This window comes from Idiomarina sp., assembly GCF_019431395.1.
Taxonomy (GTDB): domain Bacteria; phylum Pseudomonadota; class Gammaproteobacteria; order Enterobacterales; family Alteromonadaceae; genus Idiomarina.
The window spans coordinates 269,897-295,858 of record NZ_CP080268.1 but is presented as its reverse complement, the minus strand read 5'-3'; the positions used below and the strand labels follow the sequence as shown (position 1 = coordinate 295,858).

The 25,962-nt window shown below is 49.4% G+C and carries 20 protein-coding genes, 3 tRNA genes and 3 rRNA genes; 5 read left to right on the top strand and 21 right to left on the bottom strand.

Features of this window, described 5'->3' with window-relative positions; translation table 11 throughout:
- Positions 1–2 precede the first annotated feature (2 nt).
- A complete protein-coding gene (locus KZ771_RS01455; RefSeq protein WP_243734570.1) occupies positions 3–644 on the top strand; it encodes an AhpA/YtjB family protein in 642 nt (213 codons plus the stop codon).
- Here KZ771_RS01455 and KZ771_RS01450 read toward each other — a convergent pair.
- The gene (locus KZ771_RS01450) at positions 630–1,397 is read right to left on the bottom strand and encodes a TatD family hydrolase (RefSeq protein ID WP_290654142.1); all 768 of its coding nucleotides are present in this window, start codon (positions 1,395–1,397) and stop codon (positions 630–632) included. The two genes, KZ771_RS01455 and KZ771_RS01450, sit on opposite strands and share 15 nt — an antisense overlap.
- A 6-nt stretch (positions 1,398–1,403) precedes the next feature.
- Positions 1,404–2,999, bottom strand: coding sequence for a peptide chain release factor 3 (gene prfC, locus KZ771_RS01445; protein ID WP_133540354.1), 1,596 nt, complete (start codon positions 2,997–2,999; stop codon positions 1,404–1,406).
- A gap of 216 nt (positions 3,000–3,215) precedes the next feature.
- Between prfC and KZ771_RS01440 the strand changes: the two genes are divergently transcribed.
- Entirely contained in the window at positions 3,216–4,907 is a 1,692-nt protein-coding gene (locus KZ771_RS01440; protein ID WP_290569837.1) for a methyl-accepting chemotaxis protein, read from the top strand.
- A gap of 6 nt (positions 4,908–4,913) precedes the next feature.
- On the opposite strand, the gene KZ771_RS01435 is transcribed toward KZ771_RS01440, so the two are convergent.
- The 7 genes from KZ771_RS01435 to KZ771_RS01405 all read right to left on the bottom strand — a co-directional run bounded on the left by KZ771_RS01435 (position 4,914) and on the right by KZ771_RS01405 (position 10,119).
- Entirely contained in the window at positions 4,914–6,119 is a 1,206-nt protein-coding gene (locus KZ771_RS01435; protein ID WP_290569838.1) for a phosphopentomutase, read from the bottom strand.
- A gap of 15 nt (positions 6,120–6,134) precedes the next feature.
- On the bottom strand, positions 6,135–7,469 hold the full coding sequence (deoA, locus tag KZ771_RS01430; RefSeq protein WP_290654141.1) for a thymidine phosphorylase: 1,335 nt from the start codon (positions 7,467–7,469) through the stop codon (positions 6,135–6,137).
- A gap of 3 nt (positions 7,470–7,472) precedes the next feature.
- Positions 7,473–8,201 (bottom strand): deoxyribose-phosphate aldolase, encoded by a 729-nt coding sequence (gene deoC / locus KZ771_RS01425; RefSeq protein ID WP_290654140.1) that lies wholly within the window; start codon positions 8,199–8,201, stop codon positions 7,473–7,475.
- Between the two features lie 15 nt (positions 8,202–8,216).
- Positions 8,217–8,672 carry a ribosomal protein S18-alanine N-acetyltransferase gene (rimI, locus tag KZ771_RS01420; protein ID WP_290654139.1) on the bottom strand — a complete coding sequence of 152 codons (456 nt, stop codon included), beginning with the start codon at positions 8,670–8,672 and terminating at the stop codon, positions 8,217–8,219.
- A 7-nt stretch (positions 8,673–8,679) separates the two neighbouring features.
- Complete coding sequence (locus KZ771_RS01415) at positions 8,680–9,018, bottom strand: hypothetical protein (protein WP_290654138.1); 339 nt, start codon at positions 9,016–9,018, stop codon at positions 8,680–8,682.
- Between the two features lie 76 nt (positions 9,019–9,094).
- Positions 9,095–9,170: transfer RNA gene (locus tag KZ771_RS01410), tRNA-Trp, on the bottom strand.
- Positions 9,171–9,258: 88 nt separating this feature from the next.
- Positions 9,259–10,119, bottom strand: coding sequence for an HDOD domain-containing protein (locus KZ771_RS01405; RefSeq protein WP_290654137.1), 861 nt, complete (start codon positions 10,117–10,119; stop codon positions 9,259–9,261).
- Between the two features lie 81 nt (positions 10,120–10,200).
- Here KZ771_RS01405 and KZ771_RS01400 point away from each other — a divergent pair, with 81 nt between their 5' ends.
- Positions 10,201–11,964, top strand: a complete 1,764-nt coding sequence (locus tag KZ771_RS01400) for an autotransporter assembly complex family protein (protein WP_290654136.1) — start codon at positions 10,201–10,203, stop codon at positions 11,962–11,964.
- Positions 11,961–15,515, top strand: a complete 3,555-nt coding sequence (locus tag KZ771_RS01395) for a translocation/assembly module TamB domain-containing protein (protein ID WP_290654135.1) — start codon at positions 11,961–11,963, stop codon at positions 15,513–15,515. The genes KZ771_RS01400 and KZ771_RS01395 overlap by 4 nt, the downstream gene beginning before the upstream one ends.
- Before the next feature lie 13 nt (positions 15,516–15,528).
- On the opposite strand, the gene KZ771_RS01390 is transcribed toward KZ771_RS01395, so the two are convergent.
- The 6 genes from KZ771_RS01390 to KZ771_RS01365 all read right to left on the bottom strand — a co-directional run bounded on the left by KZ771_RS01390 (position 15,529) and on the right by KZ771_RS01365 (position 21,478).
- Positions 15,529–15,915 carry a cytidine deaminase gene (locus tag KZ771_RS01390; RefSeq protein WP_290654134.1) on the bottom strand — a complete coding sequence of 129 codons (387 nt, stop codon included), beginning with the start codon at positions 15,913–15,915 and terminating at the stop codon, positions 15,529–15,531.
- A gap of 217 nt (positions 15,916–16,132) precedes the next feature.
- Positions 16,133–16,248 (bottom strand): 5S ribosomal RNA (gene rrf, locus KZ771_RS01385).
- A 126-nt stretch (positions 16,249–16,374) separates the two neighbouring features.
- Positions 16,375–19,348 (bottom strand): 23S ribosomal RNA (locus KZ771_RS01380).
- Positions 19,349–19,585: 237 nt separating this feature from the next.
- Positions 19,586–19,661: transfer RNA gene (locus KZ771_RS01375), tRNA-Ala, on the bottom strand.
- A 127-nt stretch (positions 19,662–19,788) separates the two neighbouring features.
- Positions 19,789–19,865 (bottom strand) — tRNA-Ile (locus KZ771_RS01370).
- 65 nt (positions 19,866–19,930) lie between these two features.
- Positions 19,931–21,478: ribosomal RNA gene (locus KZ771_RS01365) — 16S ribosomal RNA — on the bottom strand.
- Together the 16S, 23S and 5S rRNA genes with 2 tRNA genes alongside form the textbook arrangement of a ribosomal RNA operon.
- Positions 21,479–21,964: 486 nt before the next feature.
- On the opposite strand from KZ771_RS01365, the gene KZ771_RS01360 reads away from it, so the two are divergent.
- Positions 21,965–22,798: a hypothetical protein gene (locus tag KZ771_RS01360; RefSeq protein ID WP_290654133.1), complete on the top strand. Its 834-nt coding sequence runs from the start codon at positions 21,965–21,967 to the stop codon at positions 22,796–22,798.
- A 64-nt stretch (positions 22,799–22,862) separates the two neighbouring features.
- Here the strand turns inward: KZ771_RS01360 and rplQ are convergent, their stop codons facing one another.
- The 6 genes from rplQ to rpmJ form a co-directional block, all read right to left on the bottom strand.
- Complete coding sequence (gene rplQ, locus KZ771_RS01355; protein WP_133539505.1) at positions 22,863–23,264, bottom strand: 50S ribosomal protein L17; 402 nt, start codon at positions 23,262–23,264, stop codon at positions 22,863–22,865.
- Positions 23,265–23,303: 39 nt separating this feature from the next.
- Entirely contained in the window at positions 23,304–24,293 is a 990-nt protein-coding gene (gene rpoA, locus KZ771_RS01350) for a DNA-directed RNA polymerase subunit alpha (RefSeq protein ID WP_133539506.1), read from the bottom strand.
- A gap of 25 nt (positions 24,294–24,318) precedes the next feature.
- A complete protein-coding gene (gene rpsD / locus KZ771_RS01345) occupies positions 24,319–24,939 on the bottom strand; it encodes a 30S ribosomal protein S4 (protein ID WP_133539507.1) in 621 nt (206 codons plus the stop codon).
- Between the two features lie 28 nt (positions 24,940–24,967).
- Positions 24,968–25,357 carry a 30S ribosomal protein S11 gene (rpsK, locus tag KZ771_RS01340; RefSeq protein ID WP_133539508.1) on the bottom strand — a complete coding sequence of 130 codons (390 nt, stop codon included), beginning with the start codon at positions 25,355–25,357 and terminating at the stop codon, positions 24,968–24,970.
- Positions 25,350–25,727: a 30S ribosomal protein S13 gene (gene rpsM / locus KZ771_RS01335; RefSeq protein WP_290654132.1), complete on the bottom strand. Its 378-nt coding sequence runs from the start codon at positions 25,725–25,727 to the stop codon at positions 25,350–25,352. The genes rpsK and rpsM overlap by 8 nt, the downstream gene beginning before the upstream one ends.
- A gap of 120 nt (positions 25,728–25,847) precedes the next feature.
- On the bottom strand, positions 25,848–25,961 hold the full coding sequence (gene rpmJ / locus KZ771_RS01330; protein WP_006956433.1) for a 50S ribosomal protein L36: 114 nt from the start codon (positions 25,959–25,961) through the stop codon (positions 25,848–25,850).
- Position 25,962 lies beyond the last annotated feature (1 nt).

Below are 25,962 nucleotides of genomic sequence, written 5' to 3'. Positions count from 1 at the left end.
TTATGCTAAAAGTGATGTTCAACAAAGGAATAACAGCGCTGCTTAACCCGGCAACACAAACCCGGGCGTGGGTGCGACTAATCACCAAACGGTTATTGCGCCTGGCAGTTGCTGCTGCGTTATTGTTGGTCATTTACAATGTATGGAATATTGCCAGTTTGAAGTCACAACAGCAACTTACCCAGCATACCCGTCATTTAGCGCAATTGTTGTTATCGCAAGTAGAACATCAAACGCTGCAGTTGCTGCGGCAACAAGATGAACAAGCGCTTGCTGAAACTGCGCAACACCTGCAACAGCACGCCGAAGTTGTGGCCGTAGTTATCCGTAGTCCGTTGGGCGAATCAATAGCTGCCAGCGGCAGTTATGATAGCGTCATCGACTGGCCCGCTGATGCACCGGCAACGCCCTGGTTTATGACCAGAGAATTGCGGGTAGATGGCGAAACGCTGGGCTATCTGCAGGTTACCTTTGATCAGGCCAAATTATTGCAGGGGAGCACCCTTGCTCACGATGGACTGATGCAACAGGGCCGGGTACTGCTGCTACTTGCCATGTTGGCCGGGGTGTTTATTATGTTGGGCTTTAACCGTATTCGTGACCGCTTTTGGCAACGCAATATTAATGCGTTACAACGAAAATAACCGCTTTGTATTCGTGTAGGTAATGCTTGCCACCTCTGCTTGCTCGCACTGCTTAAGTTCTGCCAGCGCAGCTAAGGCGTCAACGAGCCGCGCCGGCTCATTACGCTGCCCCTGGTAGCCACACATAGGCATATCGGGACTATCGGTTTCGAGCACCATCGCATCCAGCGGCAAACGCTTAATGGCGTCACGTGTTTTGTTCGCCCGCGGATAGGTGATAGTTCCGCCGATCCCCAGATAATAGCCTTGATCGACCCATGCACGGCCTTGTTCATAGCTCCCGGAGAATGCATGTATTACACCGCGCTCTGGCCCCGACTCACGAACCAGTTTAAGCAATTTATCGAGCGTTTTTCGGTGGTGTAAAATGACCGGCAGGCGAGCATCCTTAGCCAGTCGCAGCTGCTCACGCAGCAACACTAACTGTAAATCCATATCAGCACACTCGGCATCTAAACCGATTTCGCCAACCGCGCGCAGCCGAGGGTCATTGCCACACCGATCGAGCTGTGCAATCAATTCATCGATGTGTTCGGCATGATGCTGCTGGATAAAATACGGGTGCAGTCCGAGCGCATAATATCCACCGTCTATGCTACCCGCCATCGAGATCAGCTTTGACCACTGACTGGCGCAAACACCCAACAGCATAAATTTTTCGACAGCCGCTGCGCGGGCATTCTCAATAACCAGCCCCCGGTCCTCGTCAAAGACATCGAAATCCAGATGGCAGTGACTGTCGAATAATTGCATTCGCCGTTAGTGCTCGCGCGTGTGGCTGAAGGTAATATCCGGATAACGCTCCTGCGCCAGTGACAAATTCACCATGGTCGGCGCGATATAACTCAGGTTGTCGCCGCCATCCAGCGCCAGGTTGGCTTCCGCCTTGCGACGGAACTCGTCAACTTTACGCTCGTCACCGGTTACCCAGCGTGCCGTTGCTACGTTAATATTTTCGTACATAGCATCCACTTTATACTCGGTACGCAAGCGGTGTACGACAACGTCAAACTGCAGCACACCTACCGCACCAACAATAAGATCATTGCTGATCAAGGGTCTGAACACCTGTACGGCACCCTCTTCGGATAACTGCACCAGGCCTTTTAACAACTGCTTTTGCTTAAGCGGATCTTTAAGACGAATACGGCGGAACAACTCCGGCGCAAAGTTCGGAATACCGCTGAACTTGAAGTCTGCATTAGCGGTAAAGGTATCGCCAATTTGAATGGTGCCGTGGTTATGCAAGCCAATGATATCGCCGGGGTAGGCCTCTTCAACATGCTCGCGGTCACCGGCTAAAAAGGTCAGCGCATCACTTATACGCACGTCTTTACCGGTCCGTACCTGACGCATTTTCATGCCTTTTTCATACTTACCGGAAACAATCCGCAAAAACGCAACGCGGTCGCGGTGACGCGGATCCATATTCGCCTGGATCTTAAAAATAAAGCCGGAAAAGTCGCTATTGTCAGCACTGACCAACTCACCTTCGTTGGTCTCACGCGGCTGCGGTTGTGGTGCCCAGTCGACCAAGCCATCCAACATGTGATCGACACCAAAGTTACCCAGCGCGGTACCAAAATAGACCGGAGTTAATTCACCGGCTAAAAACAACTCTTTGTCGAACTCATTAGACGCGCCCTTTACCAGCTCGATTTGTTCACGCAACTCTTCAGCCCAAACACCGAGTCGCTCGTCCAGCTCCGGGTTATCCAGACCTTTAATTACGTCAACTTCCTGAATTCGGTGGCCTTGCCCGGTTTTGTATAAAACCGTCTCATCGTTCAGTAAGTGGTATACGCCTTTAAAATTTTTGCCCGAGCCGATCGGCCAGGTAATGGGCGCACACATAATTTTTAGCACATCCTCGACTTCGTCCAACAACTCCAGCGGATCGCGGATATCACGGTCAAGTTTGTTCATAAAGGTAATGATGGGCGTATCACGCAGGCGAGTTACTTCCATTAATTTAATGGTTCGGTCCTCAACACCTTTAGCGCCATCAATAACCATCAAGCATGAATCGACAGCCGTCAATGTGCGGTAGGTGTCTTCGGAGAAGTCCTCGTGCCCCGGCGTATCCAGCAGGTTGACCAAGCGATCACGATAAGGAAACTGCATCACCGAGGTGGTTACCGAGATACCCCGCTCCTGCTCCATTTCCATCCAGTCAGATTTAGCATGTTGGCCTGACTTCTTGCCTTTTACCGTGCCCGCCTTTTGGATTTGTTGACCATGCAACAAAACTTTTTCGGTGATGGTCGTTTTACCTGCATCGGGGTGAGAGATAATGGCGAAAGTTCGACGTTTGGCGACTTCGTCCGCGATTTTCTTACTGCGTGCTTCTGACATGGAGCTACTCTAGTTTCGTTGCGCTAAGTGTAATGCCCGTTATTTTCGCTGATTTACTAAGGATTAACAACGTTATGGCCGATAAAGGATTTATTCACTACGCTTAAACAAACTACATTTAACGTAGTTGTAAACTTAACTATGCAAATGTCTAGCTGCTATTCGAATGCAGTTGTATTAGACTCGCGCGCTTGCTGACTTGTTGCCGGAGCTCAAATGAACCTCACCATCAAAGCTAAAGTTTTTTTACTGGCGTTAGTGCCTCCCGTCCTCATTGCAGTGTTTTTAACCTGGTTCAATGTTTCACAGTCCAATGACATCGGTCGTTCCGCTGTTACTGATTTTAAACAGCAAATGGAACAAGACGCTGAAAACGCTCTATCTAACTATTTGCAGCTCGCCATGAGTTCGATTGAGCATCTGGTTAACGACACCTCGTTAGGCTCTTTGCAGGAGCGGCAACAGCGAGCAAAACAGATTCTGCGCCAACTGCGTTTTGATGATTCCGGCGATGTCGGCTATCTGTTTGTCTATGACACCGAAGGCGTCAGCATCGCACACGGTGTTAACCAGTCACTGGAAGGCAAGAATCTTTATGATTTTCAGGACCCCAACGGCACCTACCTTATTCGTGAGTTAATTGACGCAGCACAAGCCGGTGGTGGTTACGTTAATTATGGCTGGCAGAACAACCAGGATAGCGTCGCACCCAAGCTGGGCTATGCGCAATTACTGGAAGACTGGGGCTGGGTCATTGGCACCGGTTTTTGGATAGAAGGGTTAGAGCGTCAGGCAAATACGTTAGAAAACAACGTTGAGGACGCCATTAGTTCTGCATTAATTCAGACCATAATTGCGTCTTTGATCGCCTTGGCCATTATAGCAGCACTGGCTTTATTTGTTGTACGCAGTATCACACGACCATTGGCCAATGCGTTATCCGCTATGGACGATATCGCCAAGGGTGATGGCGATCTTAGCCGCCGGCTAAGTACCGATAGTGACGACGAGATGGCCGAGCTGGGTCAGGCATTTAATTACTTTGCTGATCAAGTTGCCGATATGGTTAATCAAATCCGTCATTCTGCAGTGTCCGTTAACCAATCCACGCAGCGCCTGGATGGCGTACTGCAGCGTGCCCGCAGCGGCGTTAACGAACAACAACAAGAAAGCGAACAAGTTGCTACTGCGGTTAATGAATTAGCGGCTGCCTCGCATCAGGTCGCGCAAAGTGCCGGCGAAGCCTCACATGCCGCCGAACAGGCTGAGCAATTAGTTCACAGTGCGAATGAGTTGCTGGGTCGAGCAGTCAGCGTGATCAATGGTTTGGCAACGCAAGTTGAACAAGGTAATCAGTCCGTCGAGCGGCTTGCTGATCAGTCAGCACAAATAGGCAGTGTGTTGGATGTAATTCGGGGCATTGCTGACCAGACTAATTTACTCGCCCTGAACGCAGCCATTGAGTCGGCACGAGCCGGTGAAGCCGGTCGAGGCTTTGCAGTCGTTGCTGATGAAGTACGTACGCTGGCCAAGCGAACCCAGGACAGCACCCACGAAATAGAAACCATGATTGAAAAGCTGCAGCAGGGTTCTGCGGATGTGTCTGCCGTTATGGATGCAATAAAACAAGGCAGTAACACCAGTGTTAAAGAGGCAGCAGAAGTTGAAGAAGCTTTGCGCCAGGTATTAGCCTCGGTTAATACTATCAATACCCAAAACGCGCAGATCGCAACGGCAGCCGAAGAGCAAACCTCGGTATCAGAAACGATTAATCAAAATATGACCAAAATTGTTGATATCGCTACCGATACTGCCGCCGGCACCGAACAAGCCGGCGACCATATGCGCGAACTGGTCGATACCGCGAAACAGCTTGAGGCAACAGTGCATCGCTATCGTATCGATTAATTTGGGTTAGTTACGGTCTAACACCATGGCACAACCTTCTTCCATTGGTGTTAGGCCGAATAGCTCACACAAGGTTTGTCCCAGATCAGCAAACGAATCACGAGCACCGTAACTGCCCTTTTTAAGCATCTCGCCGGCCATTAAAAATGGCACAAATTCACGCGTGTGGTCAGTTCCCTGCCAGGTGGGATCGCAGCCGTGGTCAGCAGTCAGCACTAATAAATCGTCGCCGCGCATGGCGTCAAGCAGCTGCGGTAAGCGGGCATCAACTTTTTCTAACTCGTTGGCATAGCCTGCGGTATTACGACGATGTCCATAGACCGAGTCAAAATCGACCAGATTGGTGAAGATCAAGCTATTGTCCGGCGCTGACTCCATCGCTGCTAGTGTTTCGTCCAGTAAGGCGTCGCTGCCCGCTGCTTTGATGGTTTTACTGACGCCGCGATGGGCGAAAATATCTGCGATTTTACCAATGGCGATGACTTGTCCCTTGGCAGCAGTCAATTTATCCAGCACGGTTGGCTTGGGCGGCTCAACTGCGTAGTCTTTACGGTTGTGAGTGCGCTCAAAATTATCTGCCTTGTCACCAACGAAGGGGCGCGCAATCACCCGCCCGATATTATATTCGTCTAGCAATTCGCGGGCGATCTCACAAACTCCATACAAACGCTGCAGACCAAAATGCTGTTCATGTGCGGCAATCTGAAACACCGAATCAGCTGAGGTGTACACGATCGGCTTACCACTACTTATGTGAGCTTCTCCCAATTCGCTTAATATGGTGGTACCCGACGCATGGCAATTACCTAAAACCCCCGGCAGCTCCGCTCGTTCAATTAACTCATCAAGCAGTTCGCGAGGGAATGATTGGTCCGGCTTGGCAAAGTATCCCCAGTCAAAATGTACCGGCACACCCATCAGTTCCCAGTGCCCCGACGGTGTGTCCTTACCCGACGAACGCTCTGCTGCCCAGCCAAAACTGAACTCTGCCGTTTTATTCTCGAAGCCCTTTGCCCAGTTTCCGGTTGCGCCGTAATGCGCTTCTGCCAGACCCAACCGGCACAAGTTAGGCAGTACTAACGGCTGCCCCTGCTCGGCTCGATAAGCAGCAATATGCCCAAAGGTATCAGCCCCTTCATCACCAAACTTTTTAGCGTCCGGCGCACTGCCAATACCAAATGAATCTAATACGACCACGATTGCACGGGGCATGGTTAACTCCTGAGATTAACTAATCGTCTGATAAATAACTGGGTTTGCCGCTGGTTGGCTGTCGCCAACCTGATACGCCGATGCTAATTGTCGGGCAGCTTGTTGCCAGCTATCCTCGGTATCAGCGTGGATAAACGCTAGCGGATGATCAGCGCTTAATTGTTCGCCCAAACCCGTTAACTGCGTTAAACCGACCGCAAAGTTTAGCTGGTCGGTGGCGACCCTGCGGCCCCCGCCAAGCTCAACGACTGTCATACCAACTGCACGCGTATCAATGGCATTAACATAACCCCCAGGGCTCAAGCTAGTATCTTTTACCAACAACGGCTTAACTATCTTCGCCTGAGCCAAATGCGCACCCGGCTTATCGAGCAGGTCCTTTGGCCCGCCTAACAGGGCGACCATTTTTGCAAAGCGTTCGGCCGCAGCACCACTTTCAAGCGCCCGGTCAACACGTTGCTCTGCTGCTTCTGTCGTCTGACATAACTTACCTTGTAGCAGCATTTCGACAGCAAGCGCTTTAGTCACTTGATGAAGACGTGAATCGCGATGTGCACCGGTTAAGTAATCAATCGCCAGATTAACTTCAACGGCATTACCGGCCGCACTTGCCAACGGCTCATTCATATCGGTAATAATAGCTGAGGTGCTAACTCCTACGCGATTAGCGACAGAGGTAATGCTCTTCGCCAACTCAATAGCCTGGGCGTGTTCAGCCATAAACGCGCCAGAGCCGGTTTTTACGTCAAGCACTAAGCCATCCAGGCCTTCGGCCAGTTTTTTCGCCAGAATCGAAGCGGTAATTAGCGGCACGGATTCAACCGTGGCGGTAATATCACGCGTCGCATAAAAGCGCTGATCCGCCGGTGCCAGCCGGCCCGTTTGGCCAATGATGGCAACGCCCGCTTCTTTGACCGTGCGCGCAAACAACGCATTGTCCGGCTTAGTCTGGTAGCCGGGAATGGCATCAAATTTGTCCAGGGTGCCGCCGGTGTGACCCAATCCGCGCCCGGAAATCATCGGCACGTAGCCACCACAGGCAGCCACAATAGGCCCCAACATCAGGCTAACCACATCGCCAACACCACCGGTGGAGTGTTTATCCAGTACCGGGCCGTCGAGCGCAGCAGACTGCCAGTCCATAACGTCACCTGAATCACGCATGGCCAGCGTTAGCGTCGCTTTTTCAGGGTCACTCATGCCCTGAAAATAGATCGCCATTGCCATCGCGGCAATTTGCCCTTCGCTAACTGATTCGTCCGTAATCCCCCGAACGAAGGCGTTAATTTGCTCTTCGCTAAGCTGTTTACCGTCACGTTTGGTGCGGATGGCTTCCTGCGCTAAAAACATAAGTTATCCCAATCGTTGCTTAAGATCACTAACCAGGCTACTTGCACCAATACGAAAATGCGATGCGGTTACCCAGTTATTACCCATAATACGTTCAGCCAGCGTAATATAGTTCTCTGCGTCTTCCAACGTACGAATGCCGCCGGCCGCTTTAAAACCACACTCCTGACCGGAGTTTTTAATGGCTGTAAGCATGATTTCAGCGGCTTGTAAGGTCGCGTTTTCAGCCACTTTGCCGGTTGACGTTTTAATAAAATCGGCGCCTCCCTCAATGGACAGCTCGCTTGCTTGTTGAATCAGCGCTGCAGTTTTTAATTCGCCCGATTCAATAATGACTTTTAAATGCGCATTATTGGCACAAACCGTTTTTACTTCTTCAACCAGTTGTTTCGGCAGTTTTGCATCGCCTTGCTGCAAGTTACGGTACGGTAAAACCACGTCAATTTCGTCCGCCCCGACGGCTATAGCCCGCTCTGTTTCGGCCACAGCTCGCGCAATATTGGCATGCCCCTCGGGAAAATTAGTGACCGTTGCCACGGGTAACGACAAACCGCGTGTCGATAACGCTTGTTTGGCCGCCAGGATAAGCTCCGGAAATACACACAGCGCTGCAACCTGGATACCGTGAAAACTTGCGTTATCGGCCAGCTGTTCAATAGATGCCGGCGTATCGTTGTTGTTTAAACTGGTTAAATCAATTAGCGAAGCAACATTAGCGATTTTCTCGCGCATAATAATTCCTTTAAGTTATTCGTTAGGTGCTGTTGCGGCCCAGCGCATCACCAGCGCATCTTCCCGCTGGTTTTTGCCCGGGTAATAATTCGGCCGCCGACCAACCACAGCAAAATTAAGTGACTGATACAGCCCAATGGCAACCGCATTTGATTGTCTGACTTCAAGGAATACCATCAGCGATTGCTGCCGGGCGTAGTTCAACACGTCTTCGAGCAGGCGTTTACCATAACCACTGCCCTGCGCAGACGGCGTTACGGCAATATTGTGCAAGGTTAATTCGTCAGCAATTTGCTGGCATATGCTAAACCCCTGCGGTTGTTGGTTAGCAATTAGCTGACGCCAACGGTAACCCGGGCCAATACTTTGCATAAATACGGACTCTGACCAGGGTATCGCATGTGCTTGCCGCTCAATCTGATATAAATCAGCATTGGGGCTGCCATCCACAATCGAATAAAACTGGCTCATGCCATAATCAACCAAGGGCTTGCAGTTGCTGCCATAGCTGCCGTTTGCCGGCTGCTGAGCTTAATTGTTGCTCTAATTGCTCATAGCCGAGCACCACCGCGTCGCTAGCCGGTGCTTTGACCGCTACCGGCTGGCTATCCCAAATCAGACAAAGGTCACGCAGCCATCGCGGAGTTTCTATCGGTAACGGCGCAGAAGACTGTAAATAAATAGGGCCAATGCGATAACAAAACGAAGCACAGGTGGACGAATCCGAGCTCAGCTCAGATGATTTATTTAAACTGTAAGCCGTGATTCCGAGTGCTTGCAGTACTTGTTGCTGCTGTTTTCGCCATCGTGCCTGCATAAGGTAATGCCATCGTTTATCTAACAAAGAGTAATAAGTGTAAACGAAGCGGATTGCGAGTGCTAGCGAGGAAAATTGGCAGGGGCGGAGGGATTCGAACCCCCAACCGTCGGTTTTGGAGACCGCTGTTCTGCCGTTGGAACTACGCCCCTGCATCAGGACTCCGAATTATACCGAGCTGACGCCCTTGCGCAACCAGAAACTGCGCTTTTCCCTTCTGACTGCGGATAAAATAGGCAATTAAGCTTGTTCAACCTCAAAAAGTGCCTCATGCACCTCAGTCACAATGGTGTCTACTTCTACTTCATCCAGCCCGAAATGCGTGAGCACAGCATCTTCAACCTGCTCCCATTCTGCTTTGCCCGCCAGACTCCTGGTGCGTAGATCGACCGCATATTTCGCTAACTTAGCGACCGACAGTAAATCAATAGCCAGAGGATGAAGCTCAGAATCAGGACCCATTACCGAACTATCGTCATAGAGATAATAAATAGCTTCGACTAATAAATTGGGTAGCTTCCATTGTTGTGCTAACAGCGCGCCAATGGTGGTATGTGTAGTCTCGAACTGTTGTTGCTCTTCGGCTTGCAAGTCGTACCATGAATTAGTATCGGCGCGACGTACAAAATCGCTGTAGGCAGAAAATTGCTCCAGCATTACCGGTATACCGCTATTTTGGAACAACCCCAGCATGTAAGCGTGGTCTTTCAATTGCGGTCTGCCCAACGCATCAGACACGAGCGCGCAGGCACCTGCAACCCACTCGTTGTAACGCCAGAATTCCGATAAATCAAAGTCGCTGTTTAGCGCGCGCTTTAGTGCAACAGCCCTGACAATGGGAAAAACTCGCCTGAACCCCAGAGTCATTACCGCTTGTTGTATCGAGTCTATCGCATGTCGGCGACGATAAGCGGCGGAATTAACCACTTGCAGTACCGCTGCTGCAATACTGACATCGGCAGCTATCGCTTCGGCAATGACACTAACATCCGGATGTTCTTTTTTTGCTTCCGCACTAACCGACAATAATGTCTGTGGTCGCGGTGGGATATTGACGTTCTGTAATAGCTTTTTTTCGTTAGTGGTGATAACAATCGCCATGAAAAATTCCCTGTGACAACAATTTTACTTTTTACCCCGCCTCATGCGACTATGAGCTTAAGCTTTGGAGACGTAAACGCTATGATAGCACTGGCCAGACGATTAACACTTGGGTTAATCCCCGCTTTGTTGTTAATAACCCTCTCACTGTCAGTATCTGCTAGTGCATCAACCCGTGTTGATGTCCGTATCAGTGGTGTCGAAGGCGAACTGCTTAATAATGTCAAAGCGTACTTACAGATCGCTAATTTAGACAGTAACAGAGACTATGTAAACTACCAAATTCGTTACTTGCACCGTCAGGCAGCAAAAGAAATAAAACAAGCTTTGCAGCCGTTTGGGTATTACAGTGTCGGCGTAAATAGTGAATTGCAGTCAATCGAAGCTGGTGCATGGCGCGCCGACTACCAAATCACCTTAAACAATCCCGTACGTGTTACTCAGAACCAGTGGCTTATTGTTGGCCAAGGCGCAGACAACTCGGCGCTGACACAGTTGATAGCTAAGTCCCCGCTACAGCGAGGTGATCGCTTCGTCCATAGCCGCTACGAGTCACTGAAGTCAGCACTCCTGAGCCAGGCTATTCAGTTGGGCTATCAGGATGCCAGCTTCAAGCATTCAACAGTCACCGTCGACACTGAAACTTTAGAAGCCGAGGTTGATGTCAGGTTTGATACAGGCCCGCGCTATTACGTTGGTGAGTTAACGGTAACAGACAGCCATTTAAACGCAGATTTACTAAAACGCTATGCTCGCTTTAAACCGGGCGATCCTTTTTTGAATTCAAGTTTAAGCCGGTTGCAAGTTGATTTATCCAACAGTGATTATTTCTCGCAGGTTACTGTTAGTGGCGACTGGCAACAAGCCAATGATGATCAACAAGTGCCGGTTAGCGTTGCCACAGAGCCTAACGAACGCACACAGTATCGCTTTGGTGTTGGTTATGGCACGGATACCGGCGCTCGTGTTACCGCCGGTATCGAACGCCGCTGGGTTAACGACTATGGACATCAGTTTCGTTCGCTGGTACAGCTTGCACAATACGAAAGCCAGGCGACCGCCGTTTATCAAATTCCGGGCTTAAAGCCACAATCTGATTACCGGCAATACCGCGCGGAAGTTGGCGACCGCGAAAACGACAGCCTCGATAGCAGGCTCTACAAAGTTGCGGCTGTTGACGTGTTCAGTTATGACAGGTGGCAACGAGAATATCGGCTGAGTTTGTTGCGCGAAGATTTTACCCTTGGCGAGCAACGTACTCAGTCAAACTTTTTGGTTCCGGCACTCGAGTGGCGCTATCTACAAGCCGATGATCGTATTAACGTAAACAATGGCTGGCGGTTAGCGCTGGGGTTGCGCGGTGCCAGCGAATCGATGTTGTCAGAAACCGATGTTATTCAGGGCTATGCCGAACTTAAATCAGTGTGGTCACTAGGGTCTCGGTGGCGGCTACTGAACCGTATCGAAATCGGTGCCTCTTACACCGATACTTTCGAGCTGTTACCGCCGACACTCCGATTCTTCGCCGGTGGCGACAATAGTGTGCGCGGTTATGCCTATGAACAACTCGGTCCAAAAGACGAAACCGGAGCCGTTATTGGGGGCAAATATCTAGCCGTGGCCAGTGCCGAATTGGACTATCAATTTGCCAGCAATTGGCGGGTTGCGATATTTACCGATGTAGGTAACACCATGATTGAGCCTAATAAAGCTTTAAAACAGTCGGTTGGCTTAGGCTTTCGGTGGATATCTCCGGTTGGTGCTATCCGTCTTGATTTTGCCCAGGCGATCGATGAACCGGGCAACCCATGGCGCATTCACTTTACCTTAGGCCCTGATCTATGAGTTTCTATCGCCTGTTCGCATACGTTATCCTAAGCTTGGCAGTGCTGCTATTTATTGTTTTGCCGAGCGTATTGTTGGGGCTAATTTATAGCTCCTCCGGCAGTCAATGGCTGGTCAATACGGCAAAAACCTGGTTACCCGAAACAGTCAACTTTTCGCGTTTTGACGGGCGCTTGGCCGACCGCTTTGCGTTTGACCAATTACGGATCGACAGCGCCGTTTTTTCGGCCTCTTTTGACTCCGTTAGCTTAGCCTGGCAGCCATGGTCGTTATTAGACTCCAGCTTGGTTATTGAAAACCTGACGCTGGGTAGTGGTGAAATTAGAATCAGGCAGGGACAGACAGCTGCCGATGACAATTCTCCATCATCGCTTGATTCAATATCGACATCATTACCAATCGCTATTGATTTGAAGGCGTTTGAACTCCGTCAAAGCTGGTTTTTTATTAATCAATTGCCACAGCAGCAGTTTGCCGCAACAGCCAGTTTAAAGGTATTACAAAGCGGCCAACTGACGCTGCGTTCATTTCAGCTGCAACATCAATATGCGTCAATAAGTGCTGAGGCGCAGGCTGACTTAAGCTTTCCGTTTAAACACCAGTTAAACACGTCGCTGACGTTGCACTCGCCAGACTACCCCGGCACCCGACTTAAGTTGAATAGCTCGGGCGACATGAAAAACCTGCAAGGCCAGTTTGACGTGCGTGACAGTGCTAACATCAATGGCAGTTTTAGCCTTAAAGATGTATTGCAACAGGCTAGCTGGCAAGCTGACTTGTCGATTAACGACACCACACTTAATGACTGGCTCTCGGCCTTCGCTATTAACGGCCTTGAACCGTTACGCTTAGATGGTAACGTCAACTTAACGGGAGATGCTGCGCAACGCGTGCAAATAATACCGGATCTGGACGTTGTTTATGCGGCGCAAGACGCAACGATGACCGGTAACATCACACTTGAAGGCCAGCAGCTGACGTTGAAATCAGTCACTTTGGCTTCGCCCGAACGCGGCGAGCTATCCATTAACGGTCGCGTGGATGATCTTGCCAGCCCTTCTATTGACTTAACTGCATCGCTTAAGCAAGTGCTGTATGAGCAAACTCAAACTACCGGTAAGATTGCTTTAACGGGCCCGTTAGATCGGCTCGAAATCTCCACTTCTACAGAAACACAGATAGAAAAACCACAGTCAGCAACAATCAATGCCAAAACAAAAGCGCTGCTTGAATCTTCACAGCTAACGCTGGAAACAATTCGCATCACGGATACGCTGACAGAAGGTGAAATATCAGGCTCGGCGAAAATTAACTGGCAACAACAAATCCAGGTCAACGCGAACATAAATGGCGAGTTACTTGGCAAGCCATTTTCATTACTGACTGATGTGCAGTACAACACGCCCTATGTTGACGTTAGTGCGCTGGAGCTAAACTGGCAAACAGCGCACCTCTCTGCCAAGGGGCGCTTATCTCCGGGCAGCAAAGTCTCAGTTAAGCTCGATATTACCGACTTCGCCGGGTTACCCTTGCCGTTAGATGCTAGTGGAGAGCTAAAACTAAATGCCGACATTGAGGGGGATATCAGCTCGCTATGGCTGGACATGAAGTTAAACAGCAAGCAATTGGTGGTAGCGGATACAGAATTTAGCAATCTGGCCCTACAACTAACTGGTGCGCCTGATAATCATGACTTAACCGCATCGCTAACTGCGTTTGCGACGGATTGGCAATTACGCACTCGTAACAAACTAGCTGACACTTCAGTGTCTATTGAACTTAAAGAGTGGCAAGTTGATCATGAGAGTTTAGAGCCTTTTAGTCTTAAAAAGGCAACAGCAATCCGTTATAACTGGCAAAGTAGCGATCTGAATATAAGTGATTTATGTTTACAACAAACTGGCGAAAACGGCGCAGCCTGTGTCGCTGCTCAATCAGATAATGGCGCGACCGAACTGACATCGACTATTAGTGGCTTGAATTTAAGCTTATTAAATCCTTTTATCTCAAACGCCCCGGTGACTATTGAAGGAAAATTAACAGCTGACTCAACGGCGAGTTGGAATTGGCAACAGAATAAGCTCAACGACGTAGACGTGAACACCTCAGTAGAAAAATTGAAGCTCAGCGGGCTGGACGAGTCGATTACGTTTGATGAATTCTCGGTAAGTTTAGCGCCTAATGAAGACCGCTTCGAAGCCAGGTTACTGGCAACAGCTAACGAAATTGACCTCAGCACTAAAGGAGCCTTGCAGTTAGACAGCCTTTCCGCAGGCAGCTCGTTAACAGGTAGCCTTGAATCACGCCTCGGCGATCTTGGGCTGTTAGAGGTACTCAGCCCGGCGATTGCCTCTGCTAAAGGTGACATCAAGGCTAGCCTAGGCCTGTCCGGGACACTTAATTCGATCCAGGTAATGCCGAATATTAACGCTAATATCAATGAGCTCGTGTTGGCAGAAACTGCTACTGCTATCAGTGACACACAAATTTCGCTTGCCGCTACTGACGCGTCAAATAACACGTTCCGCCTGGATGCCGATGGCATGGTCGGTAGCGGGGAATTCAATTTGAGCGGTGAGTTCGATGTAAGCTCACAGCAACTCAAGGCGCAGTTAAATGGTCAGCAGCTACAACTTATTGATACACCCAAACTAGCGGTAACTGTTACTCCAGACATAAAGGTAACGTTAAAGGATAACAGACTATCGGTTACTGGTGATGTTATCGTTCCAGAGGCTGAAATAACCCCACCACAACTATCAAATGCACAACGATCTTCCTCGGATGTGGTGATAAAACAACAACAGCAGCCTAAAGGCAGGGCTCTGGAAACCTTCGCTGATATTTCTTTAACCCTCGGCGATAAGGTTAATGTCGATGCGTACGGCTTTCAGGGCCAGTTGCAGGGCAAGTTGAATATCAAACAAAATAATACCGGTGTTGCTCGAGGAGAGGGTGAAATTGGTGTTAAAGCCGGTACCTATGAAGTTTACGGGCAAGAGCTCATTATTGAGCGTGGCCAGTTGGTTTATAATGGCGGGCCTATCGGAAATCCAAGTTTAAATTTGCAGGTGATTCGCAACTTACCCAAGACAACAGGCAACCCCGAGCGGGTTGGAGCTCGAGTTCAGGGAACCCTGCAGGAACCAACGCTTGATTTATTTTCCAATCCGCCGATGCCGGATGCGTCGGTTTTATCGTACCTTATGTTTGGGCGTGCGCCCAACTCGCCATCTGAGTCCAGTAATCTTGAGTTGCAAGCTGCGCTGTTATTGACTGGCGATATGACCGATTCATTTACTCAGGGTCTAAAAGATACTTTCGGTTTTGACGAGGTCGCAATTGACTCAGCGACCAGTGATGTTAACGATACGTCGCTATACATCGGTAAATACCTTACTCCACGTCTTTATATTAAGTACGGTATTGGTCTTGTTGAGTCGACATCCTCGTTTTTCTTGCGATACCAATTGACCGACCATCTCTGGCTTGAATCGACGTCGTCGACAGAGAGTCAGGGCGGCGACCTCATCTACAGTATAGAAAAGTAATATTCGCGCAGGCTTAAAACGAGAAGCTATCAGGCAATAGTTCACCCACTGACCATGTTTTTTGACTAGTTTTGTTTGTCGAAATAAACACCGTGTCTTGGCTACAAAATTCGGCAATAACCTGGCGACAGGCACCACACGGACTGTGCATTTCGTCTGTTGGTGTGTAAATAGCGATGTGTTTGATAGAGCTCGGCGCAATGCCTTCTGCAATAGCGCGATAGATTGCGGTGCGTTCAGCACAATTAGAAAGTCCAAACGAAACATTTTCTACGTTGCAGCCGGTGATTATCTCGCCGTTGTCTGTTTCTATCGCAGCACCAACCTTAAATTTGCTATAAGGCGCATAGGCGTTTTCGGCCGCGCGCTTTGCCGCATCCAGTAATGTTGTCTTACTCATTCAAACATCTCTTAAAATTAATGGCAGACAATACTAACCGTACAACAGCAGAATTTAAAGCAGCCAATTCGATTAATGAAGGTTCAATCGAGTTCATATCATAAATAACCACCGGCTTAGCGGCGTAGCGGCGCGAAGGGTGAGGTAAAAAAAGCCAACGGCTGAGCGATAGGTATAAAAAAACCCCAGCCGATTGGCTGGGGTTGTTTTATTTGAAGTCTGGCGGTGTCCTACTCTCACATGGGGAAGCCCCACACTACCATCGGCGCTGGTATGTTTCACTGCTGGGTTCGGAATGGAGCCAGGTGGTGCCATACCGCTATGGCCGCCAGACAAAAACTGTTGTAACAACTGAAAGGCTGATTGTGATGCCACTCTTGTCGCGCTAAAAGCGCGACCTACTTGCTTGGTAAAGGTTATCAACTTGTGCTTAACGACACCAAACACCTTGGGTGTTGTATGGTTAAGTCTCACGGGCAATTAGTACGGGTTAGCTCAACGCATTACTACGCTTCCACATCCCGCCTATCAACGTTGTCGTCTTCAACAACCCTTCAGAGCACTTAAAGTGCTAGTGAGAGCTTATCTTGAGGCTCGCTTCCCGCTTAGATGCTTTCAGCGGTTATCGATTCCGAACGTAGCTACCGGGCAGTGCCATTGGCATGACAACCCGAACACCAGCGGTTCGTCCACTCCGGTCCTCTCGTACAAGGAGCAGCCCCTCTCAACTCTCAAACGCACACGGCAGATAGGGACCGAAATGTCTCACGACGTTCTAAACCCAGCTCGCGAACCAATTTAAATGGCGAACAGCCATACCCTTGGGACCGACTTCAGCCCCAGGATGTGATGAGCCGACATCGAGGTGCCAAACACCGCCGTCGATATGAACTCTTGGGCGGTATCAGCCTGTTATCCCCGGAGTACCTTTTATCCGTTGAGCGATGGCCCTTCCATACAGAACCACCGGATCACTATGACCTACTTTCGTACCTGCTCGACGTGTCTGTCTCGCAGTTAAGCTGGCTTATGCCATTGCACTCGTACGATGTCCGACCGTACTTAGCCAACCTTCGTGCTCCTCCGTTACTCTTTGGGAGGAGACCGCCCCAGTCAAACTACCCACCAGGCACTGTCCACAATCCCGATAAGGGACCTATGTTAGAACATCAAACATACAAGGGTGGTATTTCAAGGATGGCTCCACACCAACTAGCGCCAGTGCTTCAAAGCCTCCCACCTATCCTACACATGTAGGTTCAATGTTCAGTGCCAAGCTGTAGTAAAGGTGGTTCACGGGGTCTTTCCGTCTAGCCGCGGGGACACAGCATCTTCACTGCGATTTCAATTTCACTGAGTCTCGGGTGGAGACAGCGTGGCCATGGTTACACCATTCGTGCAGGTCGGAACTTACCCGACAAGGAATTTCGCTACCTTAGGACCGTTATAGTTACGGCCGCCGTTTACCGGGGCTTCGATCAAGAGCTTCGTCCGAAGACTAACCCCATCAATTAACCTTCCGGCACCGGGCAGGTGTCACACCGTATACGTCCACTTTCGTGTTAGCACAGTGCTGTGTTTTTAATAAACAGTCCCAGCCACCTGGTCACTGCGACCGCCAACAGCTTACGACGCGAAGTCTTCACCGTCAGCGGCGTACCTTCTCCCGAAGTTACGGTACTATTTTGCCTAGTTCCTTCACCCGAGTTCTCTCAAGCGCCTTAGTATTCTCTACCTGACCACCTGTGTCGGTTTCGGGTACGGTCGATGTCTATCTGAAGCTTAGAGGCTTTTCCCGGAAGCATGGCACCAACAGCTTCGCACCCTTAGGTGCTCGTCTCGTGTCTCGGCCTTAAGATGGTCCGGATTTACCTAAACCATCAGCCTACGCACTTTCACCAGGACTACCAACGCCTGGCCTGCCTAGCCTTCTCCGTCCCCCCATCGCAATATACATCGGTACAGGAATATTAACCTGTTTCCCATCGACTACGCGTTTCCGCCTCGCCTTAGGGGCCGACTTACCCTACCCTGATTAGCATGGGATAGGAAACCTTGGTCTTCCGGCGTGCGGGTTTTTCACCCGCATTATCGTTACTCATGTCAGCATTCGCACTTCTGATACGTCCAGCATGCTTCTCAACACACCTTCATCCGCTTACAGAACGCTCCCCTACCCAGTGTATGTATCCCGCAATCTACTCCGTTTCCTCAACTATTGTTGGGACGCTTTCGCACATTCTGTGCGTAAGCGGAATAGGCTCCGGTGATACATACACTGCCGCAGCTTCGGTGTATGGCTTAGCCCCGTTACATCTTCCGCGCAGGCCGACTCGACTAGTGAGCTATTACGCTTTCTTTAAAGGATGGCTGCTTCTAAGCCAACCTCCTAGCTGTCTGTGCCTTCCCACATCGTTTCCCACTGAGCCATAACTTTGGGACCTTAGCTGGCGGTCTGGGTTGTTTCCCTCTCCACGACGGACGTTAGCACCCGCCGTGTGTCTCCCGGATAGTACTCTGCGGTATTCGGAGTTTGCATGGGGTTGGTAAGTCGGGATGACCCCCTAGCCCAAACAGTGCTCTACCCCCGCAGGTATTCGTCCGAGGCTCTACCTAAATAGATTTCGGGGAGAACCAGCTATCTCCGGGCTTGATTAGCCTTTCACTCCTAGCCACAAGTCATCCCCTAATTTTTCAACATTAGTGGGTTCGGTCCTCCAGTTGATGTTACTCAACCTTCAACCTGCTCATGGTTAGATCGCCCGGTTTCGGGTCTATACCCTGCAACTAAACGCCCAGTTAAGACTCGGTTTCCCTACGGCTACCCTATACGGTTAACCTTGCTACAAAATATAAGTCGCTGACCCATTATACAAAAGGTACGCAGTCACGGAACAAGTCCGCTCCTACTGCTTGTACGTACACGGTTTCAGGTTCTATTTCACTCCCCTCGCCGGGGTTCTTTTCGCCTTTCCCTCACGGTACTGGTTCACTCTCGGTCAGTTGGGAGTATTTAGCCTTGGAGGATGGTCCCCCCATGTTCAGTCAGGATATCACGTGTCCCGACCTACTCGTTTTCACATTTCATGCACCTTCACATACCGGGCTATCACCGTCTATGGCTCTGCTTCCCAACAGATTCTGTTAGCACATGTAACGCTTAAGGGCTGCTTCCCGTTCGCTCGCCGCTACTAGGGAAATCTCGGTTGATTTCTTTTCCTCCGGGTACTTAGATGTTTCAGTTCTCCGGGTTCGCTTCCTGGCACCTATGTATTCAGTGCCGGATACTCTGTAAACAGAGTGGGTTTCCCCATTCGGAAATCCATGACTGATAATGGCTCTTACTGCCTCGTCATGGCTTATCGCAAGTTAGTACGTCCTTCATCGCCTCCAACTGCCTAGGCATCCACCGTGTACGCTTAGTCACTTAACCATACAACCCGAAGGTGTCTGGATTACATGACCAAGATTGTTTGTTCTCGCTGTACACAAGTTCGATACGCCTCTACCAAAAGGTTCAAGTAGAGTGGCATTTCAAATCTTTTTACAATCAGCTTTCCAAGTTGTTAAAGAGCATGTAACGCAAAGTTACCGGTAAACATTCAAGCCTGAACGCTTAACGCTAACATCGCCTTGCGCTAAAAGCGCAAGCTACAATCAAGAGAAGAAGTGGTGGAGCCAAGCGGGATCGAACCGCTGACCTCCTGCGTGCAAGGCAGGCGCTCTCCCAGCTGAGCTATGGCCCCACAGACCGCAGGTCTGTCGGCATGTCCGACACAACCCGAAAAGGGAATTTCAAGCTGTGGCAAGGCCGCAAGGAGGAAGCATACACCAGTATGCGACGACGCAGCAACGCAGTCCACAGCGCAGAAATGGTGGGTCTGAGTAGACTTGAACTACCGACCTCACCCTTATCAGGGGTGCGCTCTAACCAGCTGAGCTACAGACCCAGTTCTTCTCTGTATCTATCAAACCAAACAATCTGTGTGAGCACTCACGTCCGATAAGCTTAATGTAAGGAGGTGATCCAGCCGCAGGTTCCCCTACGGCTACCTTGTTACGACTTCACCCCAGTCATGAACCACACCGTGGTGATCGTTCTCCCGAAGGTTAAACTAACCACTTCTGGTGCAGCCCACTCCCATGGTGTGACGGGCGGTGTGTACAAGGCCCGGGAACGTATTCACCGTGGCATTCTGATCCACGATTACTAGCGATTCCGACTTCATGGAGTCGAGTTGCAGACTCCAATCCGGACTACGACGCACTTTATGAGATTCGCTTACCTTCGCAGGTTCGCTGCCCTTCCCTTTGTACCGACCATTGTAGCACGTGTGTAGCCCTACTCGTAAGGGCCATGATGACTTGACGTCGTCCCCACCTTCCTCCGGTTTATCACCGGCAGTCTCCCTAAAGTTCCCACCATTACGTGCTGGCAACTAAGGATAAGGGTTGCGCTCGTTGCGGGACTTAACCCAACATCTCACAACACGAGCTGACGACAGCCATGCAGCACCTGTCTCAGTGTTCCCGAAGGCACTAATCCATCTCTGGAAAATTCACTGGATGTCAAGGGATGGTAAGGTTCTTCGCGTTGCATCGAATTAAACCACATGCTCCACCGCTTGTGCGGGCCCCCGTCAATTCATTTGAGTTTTAACCTTGCGGCCGTACTCCCCAGGCGGTCAACTTAGTGCGTTAGCTGCGTTACTCACGTCTTAAAGACACGAACAACTAGTTGACATCGTTTACGGCGTGGACTACCAGGGTATCTAATCCTGTTTGCTCCCCACGCTTTCGTACCTCAGCGTCAGTCTCTGACCAGGTGGCCGCCTTCGCCACCGGTATTCCTTCCAATATCTACGCATTTCACCGCTACACTGGAAATTCTACCACCCTCTTCAGGACTCTAGCGTGCCAGTTCAAAATGCCATTCCCAGGTTGAGCCCGGGGCTTTCACATCTTGCTTAACACACCGCCTACGTACGCTTTACGCCCAGTAATTCCGATTAACGCTTGCACCCTCCGTATTACCGCGGCTGCTGGCACGGAGTTAGCCGGTGCTTCTTCTGTGGCTAACGTCAACTGTAACCGCTATTAACGATTACCCTTTCCTCACCACTGAAAGTGCTTTACAACCCGAAGGCCTTCTTCACACACGCGGCATGGCTGGATCAGGGTTGCCCCCATTGTCCAATATTCCCCACTGCTGCCTCCCGTAGGAGTCTGGGCCGTGTCTCAGTCCCAGTGTGGCTGATCATCCTCTCAGAACAGCTAGGGATCGTCGCCTTGGTGAGCCTTTACCTCACCAACTAGCTAATCCCGCTTGGGCCCATCTCTAGGTGTGAGGCCCGAAGGTCCCCCACTTTGGTCCGTAGACATTATGCGGTATTAGCCACCGTTTCCAGTGGTTGTCCCCCGCCTAGAGGCAAGTTCCCAAGTATTACTCACCCGTCCGCCGCTCGTCAGCAAAGAAGCAAGCTTCTCTCTGTTACCGCTCGACTTGCATGTGTTAGGCCTGCCGCCAGCGTTCAATCTGAGCCATGATCAAACTCTTCAATTAAAAGTAGTTCAATCAACTCAATGAATTACGCGTTTTTGCTTGGCTTCTTTCGAAACCTTGCTGAACACTCATTCAAAAGTTGCAATACATAGTTCGTTTTGCTTAACTTCTGCAAGTGCCCACACAGTTTGCTTGGCTTGATATATTGTTAAAGAGCGTTGCTTCTTTCCGAAGCAGGGAGGCGTATTTTACATCCCTTTTCGTTATCGTCAAGTGCTTTTTTCAGCTTTTTGATAACGCCGTTGTCAGCGTTTGGCGCTTGCCTTTTCTCCCTGACAACGGCGGCGAATTATAGCGATCTTATTTGCCCTTGCAAGATCTTTTTTAAAACTTTTTTAAATTGCTGTTTTTTTACCCATGTTTGTTAAGTTCGTGTAGAAAACAACGGAACTCATGTTAAGGTAACTTGACTAAAACTATAAGCGTGTCGCTATGCTCGTTATATTGAGCTACTAACACTAAGTTATATAATTGCAGGGGCTCTCTATGCTGTTTTCAAAAAATAAAGCGTGGTTTAAACAAACGCTACTTGCACTGAGTGCAGTTGCTGCTAGTTTTAGTGCGCACTCCGCACTAGACATGAGCGATGCGACAAGTCGCAGTGTTTCCGAATATATTGCAATACTCCCCAGCGCGGAACAAAAGAAAGTCGACGCCTATCATAAAATGATTCGCAATCATTTAAATCAGAACTTTTCTATTGTGCGCACCGTTAGGATCCTTACCTCTCATTATCCCCAGGACGTGCAAGAAATATTGTTAGCGGCTTACCAACATCACCCAAAGCAATTAAACGTAATTAGTCGAGCGGTAATAAGAAGTGAAGCTGCGCTTACCTCTGATGTTCTTGATACGGCATTGTCCGTGGCGCCTGATGATTATACCCAGATAATACGCATGGCGATTAAAGCTGAACCTGCTTACATTGATGACATTGTTGCAGTAGCTGCACAGCATCAGCCTAATCATCTTGAAGAAATCGTTCGCGTTGCAATTACAGTAGAACCCGATCTGAGTGGCTCAGTTATCTATAGTGCCGCAAACAATTCACCCAACGGATTTCTCGACGCAGTCGTTAATGTGTTTGCCTCTATACCGGAATCAACCAGCAATCTTTTTTATGCGGTGAAGGACTTTTTTATCGGTCAGGAGAAAGTTGAACAACCAAACCAACTGCGGGCAAATCCCGAACAATGGCAACGCTTCCTGACTATCGCCAAGGCTCAGGGGGTAACTAAACAAGAAATGCAATGGCTTCAAAAACAGGGCTACATAACCGAAGAGCAGCTAGCCCAAGCATACTCGAGCAGCAGCAATTAACGCCCGTTTAGGCAATAAAAAAGCCGGCATAAGCCGGCTTTTTTGTTTAGTTTAAACAAGTAGATTATTCAGCTGTAGCTTCTTCTACAACTTCTACTTCTTCAACTTCTGGTCTATCGACTAACTCGACGTAAGCCATAGGGGCGTTATCTCCCGCACGGAAGCCACACTTCATAATACGAGTGTAACCGCCTGGGCGTTGTTCATAACGCTGGCCAAGTTCATTAAACAACTTGCCTACGACTTCTTTGTCACGAGTGCGTGCAAACGCCAAACGACGATTTGCAACGCTGTCTTGTTTCGCCATTGTGATTAATGGCTCTACTACGCGACGCAACTCCTTCGCTTTTGGTAACGTTGTCTTGATAATTTCATGACGCACCAAAGACACAGCCATATTGCGGAACATCGCTTGACGATGGCTGCTATTGCGATTCAGTTGACGACCACTCTTACGATGGCGCATACCTATACCCTTCTCAGTAAATCAATTACTAAAGGAAACTTAGTCGTTATCAATGAGACTAGCTGGCGGCCAGTTTTCCAGGCGCATACCCAGAGACAAGCCACGTGATGCTAATACGTCTTTGATTTCGGTCAGCGATTTTTTACCCAAGTTAGGCGTTTTTAATAGCTCAACTTCGGTACGCTGTACTAAGTCACCAATGTACTGAATTGCTTCTGCCTTAAGGCAGTTCGCAGAACGAACAGTTAACTCAAGGTCATCTACCGGACGAAGCAGAATCGGATCAAATTCCGGTTTCTCTTCTTTCTCTTCAGGTTCGCTGATATCGCGCAACTCGACAAAGGCTTCTAGCTGTTCAGCTAAAATAGTTGCCGCTCGGCGAATTGCCTCTTCTGGATCTAACGTGCCGTTAGTTTCCATATCGATAACCAGCTTATCCAAATCCGTGCGTTGCTCTACACGAGCCGCATCAACACTATATGCGATACGTTCGACAGGGCTAAAAGACGCATCTACCAGTAAACGACCGATTGGACGTTCATCGTCGTCTTCAGACTGACGAGATGACGCAGGAACATAACCACGACCACGTTCCACTTTAACACGCATGTTAAATTCACTATCACCGGTGAGATGACAGATAACGTGTTCAGGATTTACGATTTCAACATCACCATCGTGCTGGAAATCGCCTGCGGTTACAGGACCTGCACCGGATTTGTTCAAGGTCAACGTCGCTTCGTCTTTGCCCTCGAGGCTGACAGCCAGCCCTTTCAGGTTTAACAAAATTTCGATGACGTCTTCCTGTACGCCTTCTTTACTGCTGTATTCGTGCAGCACGCCGTCGATTTCTACTTCAGTCACTGCACAGCCTGGCATTGACGACAATAGAATACGACGTAACGCATTACCTAAGGTGTAACCAAAGCCACGTTCTAGAGGCTCCAGTGTCACCTTGGCATGAGTCGGGCTTACTTGCTCGATGTCGACTAACCTCGGCTTTAGGAATTCGGTAACAGAACCCTGCATTGTGTCCTCTCTCTATGCTTAAGCTTTACTTAGAGTAAAGCTCTACGATCAACTGTTCGTTAATTTCAGCAGACAAGTCAGTGCGTTCTGGAAGACGTTTGAACTGACCTTCCATTTTGCTGTTGTCTACTTCTAACCAAACTGGCTTTTCACGCTGCTCAGCCAATTCCAATGCTGCTGCGATACGTGATTGCTTTTTAGCTTTTTCACGTACTGATACAACATCTTCAGGACGAACCTTGAATGATGGAATGTTAACAACTTGACCGTTTACAACTACAGCCTTGTGGCTGACCAGTTGGCGAGCTTCAGCGCGTGTAGACGCGAAACCCATGCGATAAACTACGTTATCCAAACGCTGTTCAAGCAACTGCAACAGGTTCTCACCGGTATTGCCTTTCAGACGAGCGGCTTCTTTATAGTAGTTACGGAATTGCTTTTCTAGGACGCCGTACATACGACGAACTTTTTGCTTCTCGCGCAACTGCACACCGTAATCTGACAAACGACCGCGACGCGCGCCGTGTTGTCCTGGTGCAGTTTCGATCTTACATTTAGAATCGATTGCGCGTACGCCGCTTTTCAGGAACAAATCTGTTCCTTCGCGACGGCTCAGCTTGAGCTTAGGACCCAAATATCTTGCCATGATCTTTCTCCAACTATCGATTCACGCCTTAAACGCGACGTTTCTTAGGCGGACGACAACCGTTGTGAGGAATCGGTGTCACATCGGTAATATTTGTGATTTTGTAACCAACGGCATTCAGGGCACGAATCGATGATTCACGACCTGGGCCTGGACCATTCACAAATACTTCCAGGTTTTTAAGTCCGTATTCCTTCGCCATTTCACCTGCGCGTTCTGCGGCAACCTGTGCTGCGAACGGCGTTGACTTCCGTGAACCACGGAAACCTGACCCACCTGCAGTAGCCCACGAAAGTGCGTTACCCTGGCGATCAGTAATGGTAATAATGGTGTTGTTGAAAGATGCATGAACGTGAGCCATGCCATCGGCAACTTGCTTTTTAACGCGCTTGCGAGAGCGAGTTGGTGTTTTAGCCATTACTCAATCCCCCATATTTCTTAATTGGTTTGCGCGGACCTTTACGAGTGCGCGCATTTGTTTTAGTGCGCTGTCCACGTAGAGGTAAGCTGCGACGATGACGAAGTCCACGGAAACATCCGAGATCCATCAACCGTTTAATGTTCATTGATACTTCACGACGTAAGTCACCTTCTACTACATATTTGGCAACTGCGTCACGAAGCGCGTCTAGTTTGTCTTCTGACAATGAACCAATCTTAGTGTCTTCAGCAATACCCGTTGCTGCACAGATAGCCTGTGAGCGAGTACGGCCAACACCGTAGATAGCAGTTAAAGCAATAACTGCATGTTTATTGTCAGGAACGTTAATGCCAGCGATACGGGCCACTAACACGTCTCCTATAATTTGTAGGCATCAGTTGAAAAGCCCGTTAGGATACTCAACCGAATGCCGAATTGCAAACACTTCAAAGGGGGCGACCCTTAGGCCACCCACCTTTCCTTCGAATCAACCTTGTCGTTGCTTATGTTTAGCATCAGTGCAAATCACACGCACAACACCGTTGCGCTTGATGATTTTGCAGTTACGACAGATTTTCTTCACGGAAGCACGAACTTTCATT

What these genes read in the sequence shown, in the direction of transcription:
- KZ771_RS01455 (WP_243734570.1), top strand. Translation starts at nt 3, where the DNA reads ATGCTAAAAGTGATGTTCAACAAAGGAATAACAGCGCTGCTTAACCCG.
- KZ771_RS01450 (WP_290654142.1), bottom strand. Translation starts at nt 1,397, where the DNA reads ATGCAATTATTCGACAGTCACTGCCATCTGGATTTCGATGTCTTTGAC.
- prfC (WP_133540354.1), bottom strand. Translation starts at nt 2,999, where the DNA reads ATGTCAGAAGCACGCAGTAAGAAAATCGCGGACGAAGTCGCCAAACGT.
- KZ771_RS01440 (WP_290569837.1), top strand. Translation starts at nt 3,216, where the DNA reads ATGAACCTCACCATCAAAGCTAAAGTTTTTTTACTGGCGTTAGTGCCT.
- KZ771_RS01435 (WP_290569838.1), bottom strand. Translation starts at nt 6,119, where the DNA reads ATGCCCCGTGCAATCGTGGTCGTATTAGATTCATTTGGTATTGGCAGT.
- deoA (WP_290654141.1), bottom strand. Translation starts at nt 7,469, where the DNA reads ATGTTTTTAGCGCAGGAAGCCATCCGCACCAAACGTGACGGTAAACAG.
- deoC (WP_290654140.1), bottom strand. Translation starts at nt 8,201, where the DNA reads ATGCGCGAGAAAATCGCTAATGTTGCTTCGCTAATTGATTTAACCAGT.
- rimI (WP_290654139.1), bottom strand. Translation starts at nt 8,672, where the DNA reads ATGAGCCAGTTTTATTCGATTGTGGATGGCAGCCCCAATGCTGATTTA.
- KZ771_RS01415 (WP_290654138.1), bottom strand. Translation starts at nt 9,018, where the DNA reads ATGCAGGCACGATGGCGAAAACAGCAGCAACAAGTACTGCAAGCACTC.
- KZ771_RS01405 (WP_290654137.1), bottom strand. Translation starts at nt 10,119, where the DNA reads ATGGCGATTGTTATCACCACTAACGAAAAAAAGCTATTACAGAACGTC.
- KZ771_RS01400 (WP_290654136.1), top strand. Translation starts at nt 10,201, where the DNA reads ATGATAGCACTGGCCAGACGATTAACACTTGGGTTAATCCCCGCTTTG.
- KZ771_RS01395 (WP_290654135.1), top strand. Translation starts at nt 11,961, where the DNA reads ATGAGTTTCTATCGCCTGTTCGCATACGTTATCCTAAGCTTGGCAGTG.
- KZ771_RS01390 (WP_290654134.1), bottom strand. Translation starts at nt 15,915, where the DNA reads ATGAGTAAGACAACATTACTGGATGCGGCAAAGCGCGCGGCCGAAAAC.
- KZ771_RS01360 (WP_290654133.1), top strand. Translation starts at nt 21,965, where the DNA reads ATGCTGTTTTCAAAAAATAAAGCGTGGTTTAAACAAACGCTACTTGCA.
- rplQ (WP_133539505.1), bottom strand. Translation starts at nt 23,264, where the DNA reads ATGCGCCATCGTAAGAGTGGTCGTCAACTGAATCGCAATAGCAGCCAT.
- rpoA (WP_133539506.1), bottom strand. Translation starts at nt 24,293, where the DNA reads ATGCAGGGTTCTGTTACCGAATTCCTAAAGCCGAGGTTAGTCGACATC.
- rpsD (WP_133539507.1), bottom strand. Translation starts at nt 24,939, where the DNA reads ATGGCAAGATATTTGGGTCCTAAGCTCAAGCTGAGCCGTCGCGAAGGA.
- rpsK (WP_133539508.1), bottom strand. Translation starts at nt 25,357, where the DNA reads ATGGCTAAAACACCAACTCGCTCTCGCAAGCGCGTTAAAAAGCAAGTT.
- rpmJ (WP_006956433.1), bottom strand. Translation starts at nt 25,961, where the DNA reads ATGAAAGTTCGTGCTTCCGTGAAGAAAATCTGTCGTAACTGCAAAATC.